General features: G+C 41.1%; 20 protein-coding genes. 10 read left to right on the forward strand and 10 right to left on the reverse strand.

The features are described 5' to 3' along the window. Positions 1-418: 418 nt before the first annotated feature. The 8 genes from JWR23_RS09445 (at position 419) to pgl (ending at position 9,627) form a co-directional block, all read left to right on the forward strand. Positions 419-1,180: an ROK family protein gene (locus tag JWR23_RS09445; RefSeq protein ID WP_299515588.1), complete on the forward strand. Its 762-nt coding sequence runs from the start codon at positions 419-421 to the stop codon at positions 1,178-1,180. Positions 1,181-1,202: 22 nt separating this feature from the next. Further along, positions 1,203-3,212, forward strand: a complete 2,010-nt coding sequence (gene tkt / locus JWR23_RS09450; protein ID WP_299515590.1) for a transketolase — start codon at positions 1,203-1,205, stop codon at positions 3,210-3,212. A gap of 68 nt (positions 3,213-3,280) precedes the next feature. After that, on the forward strand, positions 3,281-3,991 hold the full coding sequence (gene rpiA / locus JWR23_RS09455) for a ribose 5-phosphate isomerase A (RefSeq protein ID WP_299515592.1): 711 nt from the start codon (positions 3,281-3,283) through the stop codon (positions 3,989-3,991). A gap of 106 nt (positions 3,992-4,097) precedes the next feature. Further along, positions 4,098-5,192 carry a transaldolase gene (tal, locus tag JWR23_RS09460; protein ID WP_299515594.1) on the forward strand — a complete coding sequence of 365 codons (1,095 nt, stop codon included), beginning with the start codon at positions 4,098-4,100 and terminating at the stop codon, positions 5,190-5,192. Positions 5,193-5,205: 13 nt separating this feature from the next. Beyond that, positions 5,206-5,829 (forward strand): HAD family hydrolase, encoded by a 624-nt coding sequence (locus tag JWR23_RS09465; protein WP_299515595.1) that lies wholly within the window; start codon positions 5,206-5,208, stop codon positions 5,827-5,829. A gap of 1 nt (position 5,830) precedes the next feature. Then, complete coding sequence (gndA, locus tag JWR23_RS09470; RefSeq protein WP_299515597.1) at positions 5,831-7,252, forward strand: NADP-dependent phosphogluconate dehydrogenase; 1,422 nt, start codon at positions 5,831-5,833, stop codon at positions 7,250-7,252. Positions 7,253-7,270: 18 nt separating this feature from the next. Next, positions 7,271-8,785, forward strand: coding sequence for a glucose-6-phosphate dehydrogenase (zwf, locus tag JWR23_RS09475; RefSeq protein WP_299515598.1), 1,515 nt, complete (start codon positions 7,271-7,273; stop codon positions 8,783-8,785). A 113-nt stretch (positions 8,786-8,898) separates the two neighbouring features. Further along, positions 8,899-9,627 (forward strand): 6-phosphogluconolactonase, encoded by a 729-nt coding sequence (gene pgl, locus JWR23_RS09480; protein ID WP_299515599.1) that lies wholly within the window; start codon positions 8,899-8,901, stop codon positions 9,625-9,627. A gap of 349 nt (positions 9,628-9,976) precedes the next feature. Here the strand turns inward: pgl and JWR23_RS09485 are convergent, their stop codons facing one another. From JWR23_RS09485 to JWR23_RS09505, 5 genes are all read right to left on the reverse strand, one after another. Then, positions 9,977-11,740: an aromatic amino acid hydroxylase gene (locus JWR23_RS09485; RefSeq protein WP_299515600.1), complete on the reverse strand. Its 1,764-nt coding sequence runs from the start codon at positions 11,738-11,740 to the stop codon at positions 9,977-9,979. 66 nt (positions 11,741-11,806) lie between these two features. After that, positions 11,807-12,958, reverse strand: coding sequence for a 4-hydroxyphenylpyruvate dioxygenase (gene hppD / locus JWR23_RS09490; protein ID WP_299515601.1), 1,152 nt, complete (start codon positions 12,956-12,958; stop codon positions 11,807-11,809). Positions 12,959-13,123: 165 nt separating this feature from the next. Continuing rightward, entirely contained in the window at positions 13,124-14,281 is a 1,158-nt protein-coding gene (locus JWR23_RS09495; RefSeq protein ID WP_299515603.1) for a homogentisate 1,2-dioxygenase, read from the reverse strand. A 4-nt stretch (positions 14,282-14,285) separates the two neighbouring features. Further along, the gene (locus JWR23_RS09500; protein WP_299515604.1) at positions 14,286-14,924 is read right to left on the reverse strand and encodes a flavin reductase family protein; all 639 of its coding nucleotides are present in this window, start codon (positions 14,922-14,924) and stop codon (positions 14,286-14,288) included. A 4-nt stretch (positions 14,925-14,928) separates the two neighbouring features. After that, positions 14,929-15,924, reverse strand: coding sequence for a fumarylacetoacetate hydrolase family protein (locus tag JWR23_RS09505; RefSeq protein ID WP_299515605.1), 996 nt, complete (start codon positions 15,922-15,924; stop codon positions 14,929-14,931). Positions 15,925-16,154: 230 nt separating this feature from the next. Between JWR23_RS09505 and JWR23_RS09510 the strand changes: the two genes are divergently transcribed. Together JWR23_RS09510 and JWR23_RS09515 are read left to right on the forward strand one after the other, a co-directional pair. Further along, on the forward strand, positions 16,155-16,625 hold the full coding sequence (locus JWR23_RS09510) for an Lrp/AsnC family transcriptional regulator (RefSeq protein WP_299515607.1): 471 nt from the start codon (positions 16,155-16,157) through the stop codon (positions 16,623-16,625). Positions 16,626-16,979: 354 nt separating this feature from the next. Beyond that, positions 16,980-18,713, forward strand: a complete 1,734-nt coding sequence (locus tag JWR23_RS09515) for a glycoside hydrolase family 71/99-like protein (protein WP_299515608.1) — start codon at positions 16,980-16,982, stop codon at positions 18,711-18,713. A 74-nt stretch (positions 18,714-18,787) separates the two neighbouring features. Here JWR23_RS09515 and JWR23_RS09520 read toward each other — a convergent pair whose 3' ends face one another. The 5 genes from JWR23_RS09520 to JWR23_RS09540 all read right to left on the reverse strand — a co-directional run bounded on the left by JWR23_RS09520 (position 18,788) and on the right by JWR23_RS09540 (position 22,665). After that, positions 18,788-19,570: a hypothetical protein gene (locus JWR23_RS09520; RefSeq protein ID WP_299515610.1), complete on the reverse strand. Its 783-nt coding sequence runs from the start codon at positions 19,568-19,570 to the stop codon at positions 18,788-18,790. A 121-nt stretch (positions 19,571-19,691) separates the two neighbouring features. Further along, the gene (locus tag JWR23_RS09525) at positions 19,692-20,693 is read right to left on the reverse strand and encodes a type IX secretion system membrane protein PorP/SprF (protein ID WP_299515612.1); all 1,002 of its coding nucleotides are present in this window, start codon (positions 20,691-20,693) and stop codon (positions 19,692-19,694) included. Beyond that, entirely contained in the window at positions 20,690-21,655 is a 966-nt protein-coding gene (locus JWR23_RS09530) for a gliding motility-associated C-terminal domain-containing protein (protein ID WP_299515614.1), read from the reverse strand. Before JWR23_RS09530 ends, JWR23_RS09525 begins: the two co-directional genes overlap by 4 nt. Continuing rightward, positions 21,655-21,927, reverse strand: a complete 273-nt coding sequence (locus tag JWR23_RS09535; protein WP_299515616.1) for a hypothetical protein — start codon at positions 21,925-21,927, stop codon at positions 21,655-21,657. Before JWR23_RS09535 ends, JWR23_RS09530 begins: the two co-directional genes overlap by 1 nt. A gap of 39 nt (positions 21,928-21,966) precedes the next feature. Then, on the reverse strand, positions 21,967-22,665 hold the full coding sequence (locus JWR23_RS09540) for a hypothetical protein (RefSeq protein WP_299515618.1): 699 nt from the start codon (positions 22,663-22,665) through the stop codon (positions 21,967-21,969). Positions 22,666-23,019: the final 354 nt, after the last annotated feature.

Consider the following 23,019-nt stretch of genomic DNA (forward strand, 5'->3'; position numbering starts at 1 on the left):
AGTCGTGCTATCAATAGTTCATAGCCAAAGGCTGAAATTAAATAATTAAAAATGAATAACTAAAAAAAAGGAATGCAAAAACCGTAACATTTTTAATATATAGCATTACAATGCTTTTATGCGCTGATTTTTACGCAAACGTATTCGTGACAAAATCCCCTAAAAAATTTGCTAAAACCTATATGTTATCGATTGCAAACACTGTTTTTTAAAGTATTATTGCAGGTCACATTCATCATATTAAAGTATTTTTTTAAATTTTTTTTTATCAGAACACATTTAAAAAAAGTGCCTAATTTAGCTCCAGAAACCGATTTGTCTACTTTTCAGGCAGACTATGTATTAAAACCGTTTATAGTTTGACCGCAAGATTGTTATAATTACAAAATACATATTACTTTTGCCGTCCACAACAGTTATGGAAAACACTTCTTCACAGCTTAAAGTTCTCTCCGTTGATATTGGCGGTTCGCATATTAAAGCAACCGTTTTAGATAGTAATGGAACTTTGCTGATGGATTATAACAAAGTTGTAACCCCATTGCCGGCCAATCCGGATAATATAGTTAAAGCCATAGAAGAACTGGCAAAGGCATTCCCGAATTATAATAAGATATCAGTAGGTTTCCCGGGGTATGTTCGCGACAGCATTGTTAAAACCGCGCCTAATCTTGATAATGCGTCCTGGGTGAATTTTAACCTGGGTAAGAAACTGGAAGAAGTATTAGGTAAGCCTGCAAAAGTGGTGAATGATGCAGATATGCAGGGACTTGGCGTAATAAGTGGAAAAGGCCTTGAATTGGTACTAACCCTGGGCACCGGGTTTGGTACGGCGTTATTTTTAGATGGTAAGCTATTGCCGCATCTGGAAATTGGCCAAAGCCCTATTACCCGGCATAATACCTATGACAATTATATAGGTGACAGGGCCTATGAAGAAGAAGGCAAAAAGAAATGGAACATTAGAATGGAACATGTATTACAGGTTCTGAAAACACTGTTCAATTACGACTATTTATATATAGGCGGCGGTAACGCCCGCGAGCTCAATTTTAAACTGGATGCTAATGTAAAAATAGTAACCAACCAGGACGGAATAAAAGGTGGCGCAAGGTTATGGGCCACAGATGCAAAACCTATGCCCGTTGTACCATCATCAACTATTAAATCAATTATCTAAAACTATTATATTAAAAAAAGAAATGGATTCAAAAAATCAAAGCGTTGAGGAATTAGGAATTAATACCGTACGAATTTTGTCGGCTGATGCTGTACAAAAAGCAAACTCGGGCCACCCGGGCACAGCTATGGCGTTGGCGCCTGTTGGCCATGTACTTTGGACGGAGTTTTTAAATTATAATCCTAAAAACCCTGATTGGGCAAACCGCGACAGGTTTATCTTATCTGCCGGCCACGCCTGTATTTTGCAATACAACTTTTTGCATTTGGTAGGTTATGATCTATCATTAGACGATATAAAAAACTTCAGGCAATTACACAGCAAAACCGCCGGCCACCCCGAGTATGGCTTGTGCCCTGGTATTGATGTAACAACCGGTCCGCTTGGACAAGGCTTTGCAAACGGTGTTGGTTTTGCCATCGCACAAAAACATTTGGCTGGCCGTTATAACAAACCGGGCTTTAATTTATTTGATTACCATATCTACGCTATTTGCAGTGATGGCGATATGATGGAGGGTGTAACATCAGAGGCTGCTTCGTTAGCAGGTCACTTAGAGTTGGGTAACCTGATCTATATATATGATGATAATAAAATTTCGATTGAAGGCAGTACAGATATAACCTTTAATGAGGATGTAGACGCGCGTTTCAGGGCATATGGCTGGCATGTACAGTCTGTTAATGATGCTAATGATGTGAATGGCTTATCATTAGCCTTAAGAAACGCTAAAGCCGAAACACAAAAACCATCGTTAATAAGGGTTCGTTCGCTAATTGCTTATGGCAGCCCAAATAAATCTGGCACCGCAGGTTCGCACGGTTCGCCGCTTGGTGCTGATGAAATTAAACTGGTTAAAGAGTTTTTTGGCTTTGATCCGGATAAATCATTCTATGTACCAAAAGAAGTTGAAGAATATTACAAAGCAAAAGGTGAAAGAGGTATAGGCTACGAGAAAAAATGGAATGAGCTGTTTGCAGATTACAAAACCAAATTCCCTGAACTGGCTGCCGAGTATGAATTAACCGTTAGCGGTGAACTACCAAAAGGCTGGTTGGATAAATTACCCGCGTTTAAAGGTTCTGACCCTAAAATGGCAACACGCCAGGCATCGGGCAAAGTATTAAATGCAATAGCGGGCAGCTTCCCTAACTTAATTGGCGGCGCTGCGGATCTTTCCCCATCAACAGAAACTAATCTTAAAGAATCAGATTCATTTACTTCTGAGAACCGTAACGGACGTAACTTCCACTTCGGTATCCGTGAGCATGCAATGGGTTCGGCTTTAAATGGTATGGCATTAACCAAGGGCTTAAAACCTTTTGGCGCAACATTTTTAATGTTTTCTGAGTATATGCGCCCGCCTATCCGTTTAGCGGCCATTATGAAAATAAGCCCGATATTTGTTTATACGCATGATAGTATTGGCTTAGGCGAGGACGGTACAACCCACCAGCCTGTTGAGCAATTGATATCATTACGCTCTATACCAAACATTACGGTTATTCGCCCGGCTGACGCTAACGAAACCGCACATGCATGGCGCGTGGCTATTGAAAAAACCGGTGGCCCAACTGTACTGGTATTTACCCGCCAGGGCCTGCCAATTTTAGACCAGGATAAATATGGTAAAGCAAGCCAGTTAGAACAAGGCGCTTATATCTTGTCAGACTCTGACGGCACTCCTGACGTTATATTAATGGCAACCGGAAGCGAAGTTGCTTTGATAATGGACGCGCAAGCCAAGCTGAAAGAAGAAGGTATTGCTGCCCGCGTGGTAAGTATGCCATCATGGGAGCTGTTTGAAAAACAAGACGCTGCTTATAAAGAGAAAGTGTTCCCTAAAGCAATTAAAAAGCGTTTAGCTGTAGAAATGGCTTCACCGCTTGGCTGGCATAAATATGTTACCGACGAAGGTGATACCTTGTGTATGACAACCTTCGGCGAATCGGCCCCGGCAGAAGACCTTTATAAATTCTTTGGCTTTACGGTTGATAATGTAGTGGCAAAAGCAAAAGCGCTTTTAAAATAGATTTGAGTATTGAGATGTGAGATTTGAGACTTTTTTAGTTTCTGTCTCACATCTTATATCTAACAACAATGGATTGGAATAGCGACATCATCAAAAATCTGAGCTGGGCGGGCACTATAACAAATAGGGCCGGCAAGCAAAAGCTGGCTGATAAAATTGCCGAAAAGGTAAAGGATGGTGATGTAATAGGTATTGGCTCAGGCTCGACCGCTTATTTAGCTTTATTTGCAATAGCGGCCAAAATAAAAGCCGAGGAGCTGAATATTAAAGCGATACCAACTTCTATTGAAATTGCACTGGCTTGCACCAGTTTAGGCATACCGTTAACCACGCTATATGAGAACCGGCCCGACTGGTTGTTTGATGGCGCCGATGAGGTTGACCCCAATCATTGTTTAATAAAGGGGCGTGGCGGTGCATTGTTTAAAGAGAAGTTGCTGATAAGCTCGAGCAAGGTAAATTATATTATAATTGATGACACCAAACTGGTAGATAAATTAGGAGCGAAATTTCCTGTACCTATAGAGGTTTTTCCGGCAGCATTACCACACGTAGAGGAAAAGTTGAAAGAGCTGGGAGCCAATAGCCTGGTTTTAAGATTAGCAACCGGTAAAGATGGACCAGTTATAACCGAGAATGGTAACCTGTTGTTAGATGTCCGTTTCGCTGAAATAAGCAATGACCTGGAATTTAAAATAAAAGCTATCACCGGGGTAATTGAAAGCGGTTTGTTTATCAACTATGATGTAGAAGTTTTAGTAGCTTCAAACAGTAGTTAATAGTATTATTACATGACAATAGGCTGCATAGATGGTACACTTATTGTCGCATAACGCAAAAACAATCACAATTAATAAAATAGATCATTAAAAAAAAATTAATATAATGGAAACCAATAAAGTAAAACAAATACACAGTTTCGGTCAAAGCATCTGGCTTGATTTTATTGACCGGGCTTTTATAAGCAATGGCAAACTTAAAGCTTTAATAGATGACGACGGCATAAGAGGCGTAACCTCTAACCCGGCCATCTTTGAAAAAGCCATAAGCAGCAGCGATATGTATGATTCTGATATTGCAACACTATCAGATGGTGATAAAACCAATGAGGAAATTTTCTTCGGCCTGGCTATAAAAGATATTCAAAACGCATGCGATTTGTTTGCAGGTTTATATAATGAAAGTGCTAAAGGTGATGGATATGTTAGTTTAGAGGTATCTCCATTTTTAGCTTTAAAAGGTGCCGAAACTTTTGAGCAGGCAAAACTGCTTTGGAAACAAGTTGACCGCCAAAATGTAATGATTAAGATCCCGGGTACACAGCCAGGGTTAGATGCTATCCGCAAATCTATAGCGCAAGGCATTAACATTAACGTTACCCTGTTGTTTGGCTTGCCGCGTTACGAAGCCGTAACAGAAGCTTATATTTCCGGCTTAGAAGATCATTTGGCTGCGGGCCACAATATTGAGCACATCTCATCAGTAGCCAGTTTCTTTTTAAGCCGTATTGATGTATTGATCGATCCGATATTAGATGAAAAAGGCTTAGGCGATCTGAAAGGCGAAGTTGCCATTGCATCTGCCAAAAAAGCCTACGAAATTTATAAAAGAGTATTCAGCGGCCCGCGTTGGGAAAAACTGGCAGCTAAAGGCGCTAAACCACAACGTTTACTATGGGCAAGTACCAGCAGCAAGAACCCTGCATTTAAAGACACTAAATATGTTGAGGCTTTGATAGGCGCGGATACTGTTGATACCGTGCCGTTGGAAACTATTGAAGCATTCCGCGATCATGGTATTGCTGCAGATACATTAGAGCAAGGATTGGATAAAGCAACCGAAGCTTTAGATCGTGTTAAAGCGGCAGGTATTGATATTGATCAGATCACGCAGCAATTAGAAGACGAGGGTATTGATAAATTCAACCAACCTTTCGAAAAACTATTACAATCTATCGAAGATCAAAAAAGCAAGGTTTAAATAAGCTCCCGCAATGGAAACTAACGACCTTAAAATACTTTTTTTTGATATCGGCGGTATATTGTTAACCAATGGCTGGGGGCATGAATCGCGTAAGCTGGCTGCCGAAAAATTCGGGCTGGATTATGCCGAGGTAAATGCCCTGCATACCTTCATTTTCAATGTATATGAAATTGGCAGTGTAACGCTTGATGAATACCTTGATACTGTAGTATTTAATCATCCGCGCGATTTTGCGCGGGAAGACTTTAAAGAGTTTATTTATCAGCAATCTGTTGAGCTGCCTACGCTGGCCTGGTTAAAAGAATGGAAGAAAAATTGCGGCTTCCGCATCATTTCCATTAATAATGAAGGCAAGGAGCTAAATGATTACCGGGTGAAGAAGTTTAAACTGCATGATTTTTTTGATGCTTTTGTGTCATCATGTGAGGTTAAGCTACGCAAACCCGATCCAAGTATCTGGAAACTGGCCATGGGTATTGCACAAGTTAACCCAAACCAATGTGTTTATTTTGACGACCGGATAATGTTTGTTAACGCGGCACAGCAATTGGGTATCAGGTCCTTTCAGCACACCGACCTGGAATCGACCCAAAAAATATTACAACAATTAAAAGAGGAAAACCACAACAATTAATATGAGCACACCAAATAAATATGATTTCGGCATGATAGGCTTAGGCACTATGGGCCGTAACTTACTATTAAACATGGGCGACCATGGTGTAAAAGGGGCAGGTTTTGATAAAGACGCGTCAAAAGGCGCTTTGTTAGAGCAGGAAAGCAAGCACGGAAACCTTAAAGGTTTTAGCGATGTAAAAGAATTTACAGCCAGCCTTAACAGCCCGAAAGCGATTATGATGTTGGTGCCTGCCGGTAAAATTGTTGATGATGTAATTGAAGAACTATTGCCTTTACTGAATAAGGGTGATTTAATTATAGATGGTGGAAACTCTTACTTTTTAGATACTAACCGCAGGGTGGAGTATTTGGAAGGTAAAGGTATTCACTTTTTCGGCATGGGCATATCAGGCGGTGAAGAAGGCGCGCGCAAAGGACCAAGCATGATGCCGGGTGGCGATAAAGAAGCTTACAATGTAATGAAGCCTATTTTAGAATCGATAGCGGCTAAGGTTGATGGCGCGCCATGCGTTACTTACATTGGCCCCGGAGCTGCCGGTCACTTTGTTAAAATGGTACATAACGGTATTGAGTATGGTGTAATGCAATTGCTTGCCGAAACCTACGAGATACTTAAAAAAGGGTTAAAGCTGGATAACGACGCTATTGGTAAGATATTTACCGAGTGGAACGAGGGCCGCTTAAAATCATTCCTGATGGAAGTTACCCGCGATATATTTCAATACAAAGCGCCGGGCACAGATCATTTATTATTAGATGACATTAAAGACGAAGCAAGAGCAAAAGGTACCGGTAAATGGACATCGCAAGTAGCTATGGATCTGCAGGCTCCCATACCAACTGTAGATTCATCGGTTGCCATGCGCGATCTTTCTAAATACAAAGCGTTAAGAGTAAAAGCGGCGGCTTTATACAGCCAGGAAGAGCCAAAGCTTGATGTTGATACTAAAACATTCTTAGCCGAATTAGAGCAGGCATTTTATTTTAACATGATCATCACCTATTCACAAGGCATGCACATGTTGTTAAGAGCGTCCGAAGAATATAAATACCAGCTTAAATTAGATGAGATAGCTAAAATATGGCGCGGTGGCTGTATCATAAGGTCGGTGTTTTTAAATGACATTTATAACGCTTATCAAAAAGATGCCAAATTAGAGCACTTGCTATTAGACAGCCAGGTACAAAAAGACGTGACTGATGCTGTTAAAGGTGCAAGATCAGTATTATCAAAAATAACAGCGGCAGGTATTGCTGCGCCTTGTTACGCGGCATCATTAAGTTATTTCGACGCGTTCCGCAGCGCAAGAATGCCTTCAAACCTTATACAGGCCCAGCGTGATTATTTTGGTGCGCATACTTATGAACTAATAGGTAAAGAAGGAACTTTCCATACCCAATGGGTAGCTAAAAATTAATTAAAATAGGATATTATCATGTCTACAATAAAATCAGACCCAACCATATTTATCATATTCGGCGGTACCGGCGATTTAAACTCGCGTAAACTTGCCCCCGCGTTATATAATTTATTTCTTGACGGATGGTTGCCCCAGCAATTTTCTATCATCGGTACCGGGCGTACCAAATTAACTGATGAGCAGTTTAGAGCAAATTTGCTTGAAGATATAAACAATTTCTCGCGTAGTGGTAAAGCCGTTAAAGCCAAATGGGACGAATTTGAAAAAAACATTTACTACCAGGTTTCGGATGCTAAAGACGCCGAAACTTATAAAGAGTTTGGCAAACGTGTGGAAGCACATAATGCCGAGTGGAAAACGAGAGCTAATGTTATTTATTATTTAGCGGTATCGCCTTCATTCTTCCCTATAATCACGTCAAATTTGGCTAAAGCCAAATTGACCACCGATGTAGAAAGAACGCGTATTGTAATTGAGAAACCATTTGGGCATGATCTGGAATCGGCAAAAGAATTGAATAAATTACTTGCCGGTCTTTTTAATGAAAAACAGATATACCATATAGACCATTATTTAGGTAAGGAAACCGTACAGAACATTATGGCCTTCCGTTTTGCCAACTCTATATTGGAGCCTATCTGGAACCGTAATTATATAGAGCACGTACAGATTTCTGTTACCGAGCAATTAGGGGTTGAGGACCGCGGCGATTATTATGACGGCGCAGGTGCCATGCGTGACATGATCCAAAATCACTTACTGCAATTGCTATGCCTGGTGGCCATGGAAACTCCGGTTAATTTTAATGCTGACGAGATCCGTAACCGCAAAGTTGATGTGTTACATGCTATGCGCAGGTTCTCGCCTGAGGATGTGCGTATGTCGGCTGTAAGGGGGCAATACGCTAAAGGCTGGATGGAAGGTAAAGAAGTACCGGGCTACCGCGAAGAACCTAAGGTTGATCCAAACTCAAATACCGAAACATTTGCAGCAATTAAATTCTTTGTTGATAACTGGCGCTGGCAGGGTGTGCCGTTTTATGTACGTACGGGTAAAAGGCTGCACCAATCATCATCCGTAATCTCTATACAGTTTAAAGACGTGCCGCATAAAGTATTCCCTACCGAGGCTACTGAAAGCTGGCAACAAAACAGGTTGATCATCAGCATACAGCCTGAAATGAGCATCCGCCTGCAAGTACAGGCCAAACGCCCGGGGTTGGATATGATATTAAATACCGTTGATATGGTATTTGATTATAAAGGAACTTATACTAACCAGGCACCAGAGGCCTATGAAACTTTATTATTGGATACCATGCTGGGCGATCAAACCCTATTTATGCGTGGCGACCAAATAGAAGCTGCATGGGAACTGATTATGCCGGTATTAAGCACCTGGACCAATAAAAAGAGCCTGAATTTCCCTAATTATTCTGCCGATTCATGGGGCCCTGAAAGTGCCGAGGCGCTTATTGCCCGTGATGGTTTTAACTGGTTCTCTTTACCGTTGAACGGTAATAAAAAATAATAAGCCCCTCCAACCCTCCCCGGAAGGGAGGGCTTTAAAAAAGATAGAAAAAGTTTCCCCTACCGGGGGAGATTTAGAGGGGGCTAATGATAGAGGATTTATAAAACTTAGCAATGAACTTAAACATTTTCAATACGGAAGGCGAAGTACTTGATGCTTTAGCTCAGTACTTTGTAAAAACAGCCAACGAAGCCATTGCCGCAAAAGGCAAATTCTCGGTGGCCCTATCAGGCGGCAGCTCTCCAAAAAAATTGTATGAGTTGTTGGCATCAACCACTTATGCGGATAGTGTAGAATGGGGAAAGGTTTATTTCTTTTTTGGTGATGAGCGCAATGTGCCGCAAACCGACAAGGACAGCAATTACCTGATGGCAAAAAAAGCTTTGTTTGAGCCTTTGTATATTGATACCGATCATATTTTCCCGGTTGATACAACGCTGACGCCAAAAGAAGCAGCACAAAAATATGCCGAAACCATAGCAGAATTTTTTGACGAGGATGAAATGAGCTTCGACCTTGTATTATTAGGTTTAGGTGATAACTCGCATACCGCGTCACTGTTCCCGCATACCCCGGTTTTGCATGATGTAACCCCATCGGTAAAAGAAGTTTGGCTGGAAGATCAGCAGGTGTACCGTATTACCTTAAATGCGCCGCTAATTAATGAGGCAAAGTATATAGCATTTTTAGTTTATGGCGAAGGTAAGGCAGAGGCCGTGCACCATGTACTGGAGGATGAAGAAGATATTGAAAATTATCCTGCCCAATTGATCGACTCCATTACCGGCGAGGTGGAATGGTTCTTAGATGAAGCCGCTGCCGCTAAGTTGGAAAACGAGTAGTAATAAAACCCCGCTTCTCTTATTTTCATTTTGACAATGCACAAGGAGAACTATCTCTTGAGCGATAGCGAAAAAATCTTAAATGCCAGGCATGGTTGCTGATATTTCAAAGCGGGACGATAACTCATCCAATTTTTGAGTACGAAGTTTATACTGTAACCCAGAAAGAGGAACGAAATTATATTTTTAGTTATAAAAACTCTGTGCTACTTTGTGCCTCTTCTCAGTGTACTCCGTGGTAAAATTTAAACACAAAGACCGCTAAGGAGTCACAAAGAGCACAGAGACCAAATATTATTTCGATGTATTTTTCAATAAGGGACTTTTTGGTCGGCCCAAGCTTTCTGCATTACTGCAGTACCGGGTGCTTTATTAAATAAAGGCCGTCTTCTATCAACTTTTTAAGCTCGGGTTGCACCGCTGCCTTATCTTTTAAAAATTGGGTTATTATTAAGGCTAATTCCTGTTCGTCGTTTTTATGATCCAGTATTTCTAATATCTCTAACGCGCATAACCAATCTCGCGGAAAATCCCGTTGAAGCTGATCCCAAATGTACGGCAGGCGCTCATATCCCGACTTCTGCTCGCGGCAGTTCCGTACCCGTTGGTATAGCCGGTGCAGGTCCAGTTTTTGCTCTGAGTAGGTTGGATGATAGGTACTGGTTTTAGGGCTATAACCTATTTCTTCAAATGTATTTTTATCGGCTGCGCCGCTATAAACCGATGTAATGCTTTCACCAACAGCCATATCATAAACACCCCAGGCAGGGTCGAACAGTATTTGCCCATCTGCCGATTTTACAGTACAATCTTCAAAAGTAATAAGCACGGTTTTCCCATTTTTAACTACAAGAGTTTTTACAATTCCTTTTAAATTTATCCCGCTTTCAAAATTTAGCTGTGCCTGCTCACCTACACTTGCGCCAACCGAAAGCAGTTCGTCCCTATTAAAGTCTTCAAAAGGTTTATCATATCCTTTTAATCGTCCAACCGGCGAGCTAAAGCCATCTTTATGATAATTCTTGTCATGCCCATTTAATTGCTTATCCGCATAAGCCAATGCCGCAGGGCCGGTAAGTTTTATAAACGCGGGTTGCCCGTTAGCATCCTTCATAAAATTAGTTAATGTACCCGATACTTGCAGGCCCGAGCTATAAACCATGGTGCAGGTATCGCTGCTTTCCACCGCTTTTTGCAAACCATAACTACCCCCAACACGGAAAGACATTTTATCTGCAAATTGCTCCAAAACGGCTATCAGGTTTTGAAAAGTTGGGGTTACAAATAATTGCTGTTGCGGTTGGGTAATATCATAAGCATAGTTCACCGCTTCGGGTGTATACCAAAGCTTTTTTATATGAGGTTGCATACAGGTCGCGCTTTCGCCGATGGAGGATAATAAACCGGCGCCGTATATCTTTGGGTTTTCCAGTGTGCCTATCAGGCCATATTCCACCGTCCACCAATGTAGGCGGCTAAGCAATGCCATTTCTGATGGTTCGCCCATATTTTGCTGCCAATAGGCTACCTGTTCTTCTGCATTTTTTAGCGATGTTGGATCAGCATCAGGCATTTCTTTCAGGATAGATAAGGCACGTATAGCCTCATACAATTCATAATCCTGCGCCGAAAACATAGCTTTTGCACCTATCGACCCAAAATAACTTAAATATTGATGATAGTCCGGATCGGCAATAATAGGCGCGTGCCCGGCAGATTCATGAATAATATCTGGCGCAGGTGTATATTCGATATGTTTTAACTGGCGTATATCCGCAGCAATAACCAATACTTTGTAAGCCTGGTACTCCATAAAGGCAGCGGGCGGTATAAAGCCATCAACTGTAACAGCACCCCAGCCAATTTTTGCCAGGGCATCGTTCATTTCCTGCAGGCGGGGAATATGTTCAATGGTCAACCCTGCTTCTTCTAATCCGGGGATGTACGGGTAATAGGCTACGTCTTTTAAATAACTGTAATTTTGGCGCATTACATAGCGCCATACTGCCTGGTCAATAGGCGTATAATGCTCGTAGTGTTGGTCTACAATATATTGCCTGAGGTGGCTTGGCAATGCCGCTACTTGCGGATTATTAAAGTCTTGAAAGTCCATTATATATTTTTTAATCTATTTAACAACACGCTTTCCCGCTTGCGGAAGAGAGGGTATTCGGGGGTTTTATAAGTTCCCCCTTAGTTCTTGTTCTCTTTCAATCGCCTCAAACAAGGCTTTAAAATTACCTGCACCGAATGATTTAGCACCTTTACGCTGTATGATCTCGAAAAACAAAGTTGGCCTGTCCTCTACCGGTTTGCTGAATATTTGCAGTAAATATCCTTCATCGTCGCGGTCAACCAAAATACCCAACTTTTCCAACGGGCCTAAATCTTCATCAATATGCCCTACACGCGCGGTCAATTCCTTATAGTAAGATGTTGGCACTGTTAAAAACTCAACACCACGGCTTTGCAGATCGGTTACTGTTTTTATAATATCATGTGTGGCAAGGGCTAAATGCTGTACGCCTTCACCCTCATAAAACTCTAAATATTCTTCAATTTGCGATTTCTTTTTACCTTCCGCAGGCTCATTTATCGGAAATTTCACATAGCCGTTTCCATTACTCATCACCTTGCTCATCAGGGCAGAATATTCTGTTGAGATCATTTTATCATCAAACGTAAGGATGTTTTTAAAACCCATTATGTCTTCATAAAAACTTACCCACCCATTCATTTTATGCCAGCCCACATTGCCTACACAATGATCAACATATAACAGACCGGTATCAGCCGGTTGATAATTGGTTTCCAGCTTTTGGTATCCCGGCAAAAATAATCCTGTATAATTTTTTCGTTCGATGAAAAGGTGCACCGTTTCGCCATATAGCTTAATGCCGCTGGTGCACACTTCGCCAAATTCATCGCCAATGGTTTGCGGCTGTTGGTATGGTTCTGCACCACGACTGATAGTTTGCTCAAAGGCGTCGTAAGCATCGTCAACCCATAGGGCCAAAACTTTTACACCATCGCCGTGCTTTTTAATATGTTCGGCTATTGGGTGGTCAGAGTGCAGGGGCGTGGTCAATACCAGCCTTATCTTTCCCTGCTGTAAAACGTACGATGCACGATCGCGCACACCGGTTTCAGGCCCGGCATAGGCCAGGTCCTGAAAGCCAAACGCGGTTTTATAATAATATGCAGCTTGTTTGGCATTGCCTACGTAAAACTCCACGTAATCTGTACCGTTAAGCGGCAGGAAATCGGCAGCTCCCTCTAAATCTCCCCCGGTAGAAGAGGCTTTTTTATTTTCTATTGTTTGTGTTCCCATGATATGGATAAATATTATGTTCTTTTAATCTGTTTTGAACAACCCTCTTTCCCGCTTGCGGAAGAGACCGACTTGCGATGAACGCGCGCCGTCAACTCACCCGGTCATCTCTTCGCTCGACCACCCTCTCTTCGCCTTTGGCGGAAAGAGGGTTATGATTGCTATTTAGCTTATCCAACTTTTATAATAATTCTCATCTTCAATTTTAACCGCATCTTCAGTTATCATAAGCGGGTGAAAGGGGTCTATCATGACTGCCAGTTCATTTGTTGATTCTTTCCCTATAGATCGCTCTACCGAACCTGGTGCAGGTCCGTGCGGTATACCGCCGGGATGTAAAGTAATTTGACCTTTCACTACACTTTTACGACTCGTAAAATCTCCATCTACATAATATAGCACCTCGTCACTATCCACATTGCTATGATTGTATGGTGCAGGGATAGAAAGCGGGTGATAATCAAACTTGCGCGGCACGAAAGAGCAGATCACGAAGTTATTTCCCTCAAAAGTTTGGTGTACGGGTGGTGGCTGATGCAGCCTACCGGTTATCGGCTCAAAATCATGGATGGAAAATGCCCATGGATAGTGAAAGCCATCCCACCCCACAAAATCAAACGGATGTGTGCCGTATATATAAGGGTATATTAATCCCTGCTTTTTGATGAGTATTTTAAAGTCGCCTTTTTCATCATTCGTTTGCAGGTTTTCGGGCTGGCGAATATCACGCTCACAATAAGGCGCGTGCTCCATTAGTTGCCCGTAGCTATTTAAATAACGTTTTGGCGAACGAATGGGGCTAAAGCTTTCTACAATAAACAAGCGGTTGGCTTCTGTATCAAATTCTATCTGGTAAATAGTACCGCGTGGAATAATCAGGTAATCGCCATAAGCAAATTTTATATTGCCGAAACCTGTTTTTAAAGCGCCTGTGCCTTCATGTATAAAAACCACCTCATCGGCCTGGCTGTTCTTGTAGAAATAGTCGGTCATTGATTTACGCGGTGCAGCCAGCGAAATGTGCAGATCATTGTTAACCAAAACCGGTTTGCGGCTTTGCAGATAATCATCGGCTGGTTCTATATTGAACCCCATCAGGCTGGTATGCTTCAAATGTTTTTCGCGGGCTATTTTTGGCGCTACCGAATACGGCTCGCCCAACTCTTTCACCATCGTTGGCGGATAAGTATGATATACCAGTGAGTATAAGCTCGAAAAACCTTCGGTTGATACCAGTTCTTCGGCATATAAAGTACCATCCGGCTTACGAAACTGTGTATGCCGTTTATGGGGGATCTTTCCTAAAGTGTGGTAGCTTGGCATAATTTTATGTATTTAATAGTTTCTCAATTGGTTTAGGCAGCGCGAACAGGCTTTGAGTTGTTACGCGGCTATACCAGTCGCCGCCGAGGCGGGCAACATGGTCAAAGTTTGCTTGTATGGGTTTACCTGCTTCGTCCAGCAGGTCTTCTCTAAAATGTATAGTTTTAATTTCGGCTAATACCAGGTTGCCCGCACCAGGGCCATCGCCCAATGGAATGATCTGTTTAATAATACACTCCAGCTGCACCGGCGATTCGGCAACACGTGGCGGTTTTATATGCAGCGATGCCAGCTCTGTTAAACCTACTTCGTGAAACTCATTTACACCTTTTGGATATTCGGCACTGGCCTGGTTTACTTTATAAACGATTTTATGGTCCACAATATTTATAACGCATTCCGCAACTTCCTGCACATTCTCTAAAGTATGCTTGGTAGTATTATCCCGAATCCTTCGTGACGGCGAAAATATGCACACAGGGGGGTTAGCACTAAATAAATTGAAGAAGCTAAAGGGGCTCAAATTAACTCTGCCATCTTTATCAATTGTTGAAACCAGCGCAATTGGCCTGGGCGCAATAGCATGCAGCAGGTAACTGTGTACCTGTGCTGTGCTCATTTCATTGGTTTCAAAGCTTTTCATGCGCTTATTTCTTTAATCTTAGTATTGACCAATTAGTCGGTTCGGCTATAATTGTATTTTTTAGGGCTCCCAGGCCGGTAATCTCCATTTCCACCTCGTCGCCATTTTTCAGCCATTGGGTTTGATAGTTGGGGTCGTTTAATAACCCTGTTCCATTAAGTTCAAGGAAACAACCCGTACCCACCGTACCCGAACCGATAACATCTCCCGGATAAATAGTACAGCCGTAGGATGCCCGCTCAATGATCTCGGCAAATGTCCAGTCCATATCTGCCATATTACCTTTAGAAACTTCTATGTCGTTAACCTTGCAGGTCATTTCCAGGTTATAGCTGGTACCAGTATGCCCCGGTTTAGCATTTACTTTATAATTCTCCAGTTCATCAGGTGTAATCAGCCACGGGCCAATAACCGTAGCAAAATCCTTTCCTTTAGCAGGCCCGAGGTTTAAAAGCATTTCTTCCATTTGCAGGGTACGCGCGCTCATATCATTCATTACCATATAGCCGGCTATGTAACTATCCGCTTTGTCTGCTTTTATATTTCTTCCTTGTTTGCCAATAACAATAGCTACTTCTAATTCAAAATCAAGCTTGTTAAAATGATCGGGCATACATGCAATATCACCCGGCCCATAAATAGCCTGGTGATTGGTAAAATAAAAAACAGGGTATTGATCAAACTCCTTTATCATTTCCAATCCGCGGTTGCGGCGCGCTGCTGCTACATGCTGCCTAAAAGCATAACCGTCACGACATGAGGCCGGCTTAGGTACCGGAGCCAACAGTTCATAATTTTCTACCGCTTTAATGTCTATTTGTTGTGACCGCAGCCCGGCTTCAATAATCGCGGCTTTTTTCATCGAGGTCTCACCATCTCTTAAAAACTCGTTCATGTTGTCTGGTATAGATGGGTCACAGGTATTCAAATCATATAGTTTATCATCTACAATAATGCCCAGGCCATCCCAATACACGGTTTTATAAGTAGCAAGTTTCATTTAGTTTCTTCTTAAACAGGCTGGATTATATTAATAACAACAATCCCAATTTCAATTAGTTTGTATACCGGCCTGTGTATTGGTTTATAATTCTATGTAAATTTGAGAATTTACAGAATAATTAACCGCATATTTGTATATAATCAGCTATCTGTCCTGCTTTTTAGAATCAATGCAGGACAAATAACAGTTTAGTGGGATGTATTTATAACTTTTCCGTATAGTTACTTATGTTAAATAAATTAGATGCTGTAGATATCCATATCCTGCAAATTCTACAGGATAATGCCCGCCTTACTAATAAAGAAATTGGCGAAAGGCTGCACAAAAGCGCAAGCGCTATTAACGACCGTATCCGCCGGATGCAGGAGCAAGGGTATATTAAAAAATATGTGGCCGTACTTGACAATAAAAAGATAGGCCGCGGCCTAATTGCTTTTACCCACGTGCAGCTTAGGGACCACAGTAAGGAAACGCTGAATTATTTTGAAAATGAAATTGTAAAACTGCCCGAGGTGCTGGAGTGCTATCACATGTCTGGCCAATATGATTTTATTTTGAGGGTAGCCGTAAAAGACCTGGATGCCTACCATCAATTTTTGATGAACCATTTATTTGAGACCGTACCCTTAGGTTCACTGCAAAGCACATTTGTAATGCGCGAGGCTAAGGCAGAAATGGCTTACCCTATACAGCCATAAACGGTTATTTAATCAAAAATAAGTTATTTCAAATATAGTCGGCATACAAGGTTTTTTCTGTTTTTACAGCTTTACTCCAACAATGAAACCTTTTATCACAAACACACGTTAAACCACTATTAGCCAATTAATTATAAAGTCAAAAAAAGACTTTAGCCTACCTAATATCTATTGATTAAATAATTTTTTTATAGCTGAAGTCATCTATCACTAAAAGGCATCAGTTTAACCTAAATTAAATAATCCTATGGCTCGCCTTATTTTAATTCCTCCTTAAAAGGAAAAAGGAATTCCTGTATCCAAAAAATTTAATCAATTTATTTTATTTAATCAATTATTATTAAACTTAATTAAATGAGAAAAGTAAACATAATCTGCTTAACAGCAATAATGGGATTGGCTGTTGGTTGTTCAAAAAACGAACTCAAAAACAGCGTCGTTGATGGAACAAAGCTAAACACTTCAAATAATACCGGAATTAGCCTCGTGGCTTCACCGGTAGGTGATGTTGTAGGAAAAATAGTTGTAGGCTATCAAGGTTGGTTTTCGGCTACCGGAGACGGGTCGCCAAATAACCATTGGGTTCATTGGGCTGGTAACGCCGGCGGAATAGCGCCATATCCCGCACATCAAACGTTTGAACTTTGGCCCGATGTTAGGGAGTATACAACCACCTACCAAACCGGGTATGCCGCTTTGGGTAACGGGCAACCCGCTAAATTATTTTCGCCATGGGATGCTCAAACTGTTAACACTCATTTTTTGTGGATGCAGCAATATGGCATTGATTGTGCCGCCCTGCAACGTTTTGGCAAGGGAAATACACAGCTTGATGGTATAGCTACCAGGGTAATGAACGCCGCACAAACTTATGGAAGAAAGTTTTATGTGATGTACGATATATCCGGCTGGACCAACTTCCAAACAGAAATAAAAACAGATTGGACCAATGATATTGTTGGCACGCTAAACCTAACATCGTCTACCGCTTATGCCAAACAAAATGGCAAACCTGTGGTATGCATCTGGGGCGTTGGTGTTTCTGGCAGGCCCGGTAATGTTACGTCGTGGACAGACGTTATAAACTATTTTAAAACCCAGGGATGTTATGTAATTGTAGGCGGCCCAAGAGACTGGCGCACCCAAACAGCCAATTTGCCGGCATTTACTGCTGCTAATATGGTAATGCCATGGGCAACAGGTAGTTTTAATGGTGTGGCAGGCGCAGATAGTTATGTGCCAACCTTAACGGCCGATTTTGCTTATTGTAACTCGAATAACATGGATTATCAGGCCGAGGCATTTCCGGGTTTTGCATGGTCAAACTGGAATGGCGGTGCACCCAACCAGATACCAAGGCTTCACGGTGATTTTTTATGGGAACAGTTCGCCAACATCAGGAACCAGGGAATACCCAATGTTTATGTAGGGATGTTTGACGAGTATGATGAGGGTACTGCCATTGCTAAAGCGGCAGAAGATGTCTCCATGATACCAACCAATCAATATTTTTTAACGCTTGACGCGGATGGTACACATGTTTCTTCTGATTTTTATTTGCGCCTGGCAAATGATGGCGCCCAAATGATAAAAGGTATAACGCCATTAGTATGGAGCCATCCTACCCAGCATGTGCTAGGAGGGTATCTTGACCACTGCGATGCTACAACCGGATGGCTATCAGCAAATACATTAAGCGTTAATACAAGCGATAAAAAGGAAGGAACGGGTTCGCTTCAGGCTGTTGGTAGTGGTACAGATGAATTTAAAAAAACTTTTTCTGCCTTTAATACCGGAGCAACCGCAGCCAATGGCTCTATTGATTTTTGGTACTATGTATCTGATGTTACCAAGTTTAGTGCTTCAAACCAAATTGAACTTGGAAGCGGTGGCGGTCCTGATGTAAATGAATATAACTGGAGCATTGGCACCGTTGTAAATGGCTGGAACCACATTGTTAAAACATTTAGTTCTGCAGGTACAACGGGCGGTACGCCTAATTTAAATGCAATTAACTGGTTCCGTATATATCATGCTAAAACAGCAAGCATAACAACCAAAGTTGATGCTATACAAATATTGCATTAAATTAATAACAAGTAAATAAACACACAAAAGCCAGCCATCTTTTACAGAGACTGGTTTTTGTTATTAAATATTTATCACCCTGCGGTTACCTCGGCTGTAATCAGATTAACGGTATATAATTTAGTTTGATTGCCGGTACTTATAGAAAGGTGCGCTATATGGTTACTCAAAAAAGTAATTGTACCTGTAAACACACTCGAATAACCACTAAAAGGTGTGGTAGGGTCAAGGTTTTTTACTTGTGCCGTAAACATTGCTGTACCGGATATTATATCGGCAGTACCACTGCTAATATCAACTTTAACACCACTTAAAACATATTTGGTATCTATGTTATTGTACTGCGTAACAACATGTGATGTATTAAGTACAGATGTGTGAAACGATGTGCTGATAGAACCTTCTACAGAAGATATTTTGTTGGTTTGGTTAAGTGCTTTTACCAAATAATTTTGGGTCAATATACTAGCATTAGCAAATAAAGGCCCCGTTTCTGCATTGGTTATGCTGTCAGCCAGTAAATAACTGTCAACTACATTGGCGGTACAACCATAAGTAAATTTAAAGTGACTGACAAATTTTCTAACGGTATCGCCTGCAGTTTGGTTGTAAGTATAGGTCGTATCAACGGTATAACCACAAAAAGGATTGCCGCTGCCAGGGGCATTTATTCCATCATTGATATTAGCGCCGCCGTACTGGCCTAATAATGAATTGTAAAAGCCAACGGCTATTTGTTTACTTAAATCAGGCGAATTAAAATAGGTGGTTGATGACGATTGCCCCTTTTTACAAGCAATATAAACACAGGCTACAGTTACCAGCAACGCTATTATATATTTAAGTATTGCTTTCATGATAAAGTTTTAACATACAATTGAACAACACAATTACAGCAAATGAATTAGTTATGTAAAACATCCTCCTTTAATATTAGGGCTCTTTTTTGATGTTATATTATACTGTTATAAAATTTTATTAAAAATAACACTTCCGCGTAGGGTCATTAAACCGCGAACGTGAACTTGCGCTGTTTTTCAAAAGAAAGCCTATAGATAATTCATGCGAGCCGTATCCTAAGCTGCCCAGTTTATTAAGCGAATAATCAAAAGCATAACCTATACGTACACTTTCTGTAGCAAAAAACTCTACCAATGCTACCGCCGCGCTTGAATTTGGCAGGCCCGACGGAAGGTTAGGCTTATTATAAATAGTTATACCTGTTCTGTAAGTCGCACCCAGCCAAAGCTTTTCATTTAATAATAAAAAGGCATTAATATCCATACTGGTTGGTGCGGTTTGGGTATCTTTTATTAAAATGGATGGTTTAAATTTTGTTTGCTCATTTAGATCAAAAAGAGCACCTATGGTAAAATATTCATGTGGTTTTGGGATAGGCACCCCCAATGCTACGGCATTTGCGGAATTGATGGTATACTGCGGCAACAGATTATCAACCGACGCCCCTATAAAATAACTGTCATTAGTATATAAAACACCAAGCCGCGCATCGGGCGACAGGAAGCTATGATAGCCGGTAGGAATATAATTATCACCGGTTTGTACCGGGTTTAATTTATTGCCGTCAAGACCAGCTTGTATAATTCCGAGACCTAATCCAAATGCCAGCCGGGAGTTTTCATCTTCTCCTATTTGTATACGATAGGCATAGTTGGTATAAACGGCAACATTGCTTTGTGCCCCTATATTATCACGCTGCAATAACAGCCCCAACCCTACCTTATCGTTAGCTACGGCACCATCAGCAGCAATAGAAACCGTTGTAGGCGCACCTGTCAAACCGGTCCATTGCGAGCGGAAAAAGCTATTAACATAAAAATCACTTTTGTAACCTGCATAAGCGGGATTAATGTACAAGCCATTAAAAATATACTGGCTAAATTGCGCATCCTGCTGAGCACTTGCTGTAATAAATGAAAATGCTAAAACAAATAGAAGCAGTGTTTTTTTCATCATCATATCCTTGTTCTTAAAAGAGTTATATAACCCTTATAAACATCCCAAACGCCAGCCTTGTTTTTTGCCTTAAGCACATAGAAATAGGTGCCCTCAACCATTCCCTGGCCATCCCAGTCGTTTTGATAATTTGTTTTTTGGTAAATAGTGTTGCCCCATCTGTTCATTATAGTTAGTTCGGTATCAGAATAGGTTTCTAAGCCGGGTATTACAAATTTATCATTCACGCCATCGCCATTAGGAGTAAATATATTTGGTATTACTAATGGATAAACTTGCTGAACGGTTTGGTCAATATTGTTTGCCATTATAGGATCCAACTCTTTCCCCTTAATATCAACTGTACTTTTTACCACACCCGGGGTTAAAGCCTTAACGGTTATAACTAATTTGGTAGGAACATTTTCTGCTAACGTACTAATGCTCCAGGTTAGTTTACGAGTGGTAATATCATAGGTTACTGTACCATTGCTGGTTATTTGTGGTACATAAACCAAGTTAGACGGAATAATATAGCTTACTTCTACATTAGTTCCATTAATTTGGCTATTGTTATTAGCAGTTAATAGATAATCAAAACTATCACCAAGCTGAACATGGGTGTTAGTTGATTGGATAGAAATCTGCAAATCAACTGCTGTATCGGGCTTTACAACCGAATTAACAATAACACGTACTGCATTTGACATATTAGATGGGCAACCGGCATTATTAAGAGCAACTACACTATATAAACCCGCAGAATTTGCTGTATAATCTTTTTTTACTGCTCCAGCTATTTCGTTTCCGTCTTTATCCCATTGATAGGCCGATGCGCGGTCTGCATTGGCGTGTAGAACAATAGTTGCCCCTTGGTTGATCGTATAAGAAGGATACCCCCCCGGGTTTCCCGAGGTTTGTGAGTACGCTAAGCTTGTAATGATCAACAATGCGCAAAAAACTATTGTTCTACACAGATGCTTCATTAAGATAAATGCCCCCTATTAATTTTGAATATTCCAAAATTCAAACTGTTTAATTTGCTGTATACTTTTTGTTTTGCTCCATTTATTTCTGTTCCGTCTTTATGCCATTGATAGGCCAATGCATTAACTGAGGCCCCATGTAAGACAATCGCCGTCCCCTCGTTGATCGTAAAAGTTGGCAAGGAGGGTATTCCCAAAGTTCGGGAATACCCTTTTGCACTTATAATGATCAACACCCCCCACATCACAATTGCCTTATTTAAATACTTCATGGTTATAACAGCCTACCTTGTAAGCCGTATTTTAACGGTTTAATTAACGGTAATGGCAGGCTGTCCTGGTAATGGTACTATTAAAATACTTTGGGAAGGACTTACTGAACAGCTGCTATTAAGGGCGTATGATATATTTACAGCATAGTTTAGAGTTGTATTAACCACTACTGTTGGACTCGATACAGTTAAAGTATTGCCTGTTTGAGCAGGGCTAATCGGCGTTCCGCCCAGTGTCCACTGATAATTAAGTGTATACCCTGTTGGCGCGGTTACATTTGCCGTTAACACGGTACTTCCGACTCCGGAGCATAAAGTAGTAAAGGTAGCTGTAACCGCAGCATTAATCGGCGGAAGTACATATACCTTAATCATATTAGACATTGGGGATAAACAACCATTAGCATTTTCTGTAACTAACCTGTACTCATAGTACCCAGGTGCACCGGATGCTTCTGAATAGTTTATGCCGGTTTGAGCGGTTGCTTCCTGCGTGCTTCCGCCAATAATTTTATACCAATGATACTTGGTATAAGCTGCGCCGCCAGCAGCCGGATCTCCAGGGCCCGATAGAGAAATAGATGTGCCAGAGCATACAAATTTATCGGCATCGGCCGTTACTGTAGGGATTGGGGTAGTAGTGCTTGGGCCGGCTGTTACCTGTGCTGATGCTACTTTGGTTAAAATAACCAACAATAATATCAATATTGATTTTAGGATTAAGTAATGCTTTTTCATGTTGTATTAGTTTTAGGGTAGGTTTAATTAGTGCGTTATTTACGATTATGATATGCCCGGCTTTGCGGGGTTTGAATTAATAGTTACAGTTGTTTGCTGAGGCGGTGATGTACAGCCTGTGCTTTTATTTTGCTTTGTTATGAAATAGGGACTAACTGAAATGTTTTTTGGTGAAGGCGATACAGAGATTCCGGCAAAAAAAATCTTAGCAATCCCCGACAGGAGAAAGCCACACAATAAATTTAGTTTACTAGTTAGTATTAACACACACATAATCAACCATGTATTTAATTAACAGGCAACACGTTTTACGTGTATTTATGTATAAGTGTTACGGGAGTTAAAAAAAAACTG

The organism is Mucilaginibacter sp. (assembly GCF_028288205.1).
In the GTDB taxonomy this organism is placed as follows: domain Bacteria; phylum Bacteroidota; class Bacteroidia; order Sphingobacteriales; family Sphingobacteriaceae; genus Mucilaginibacter.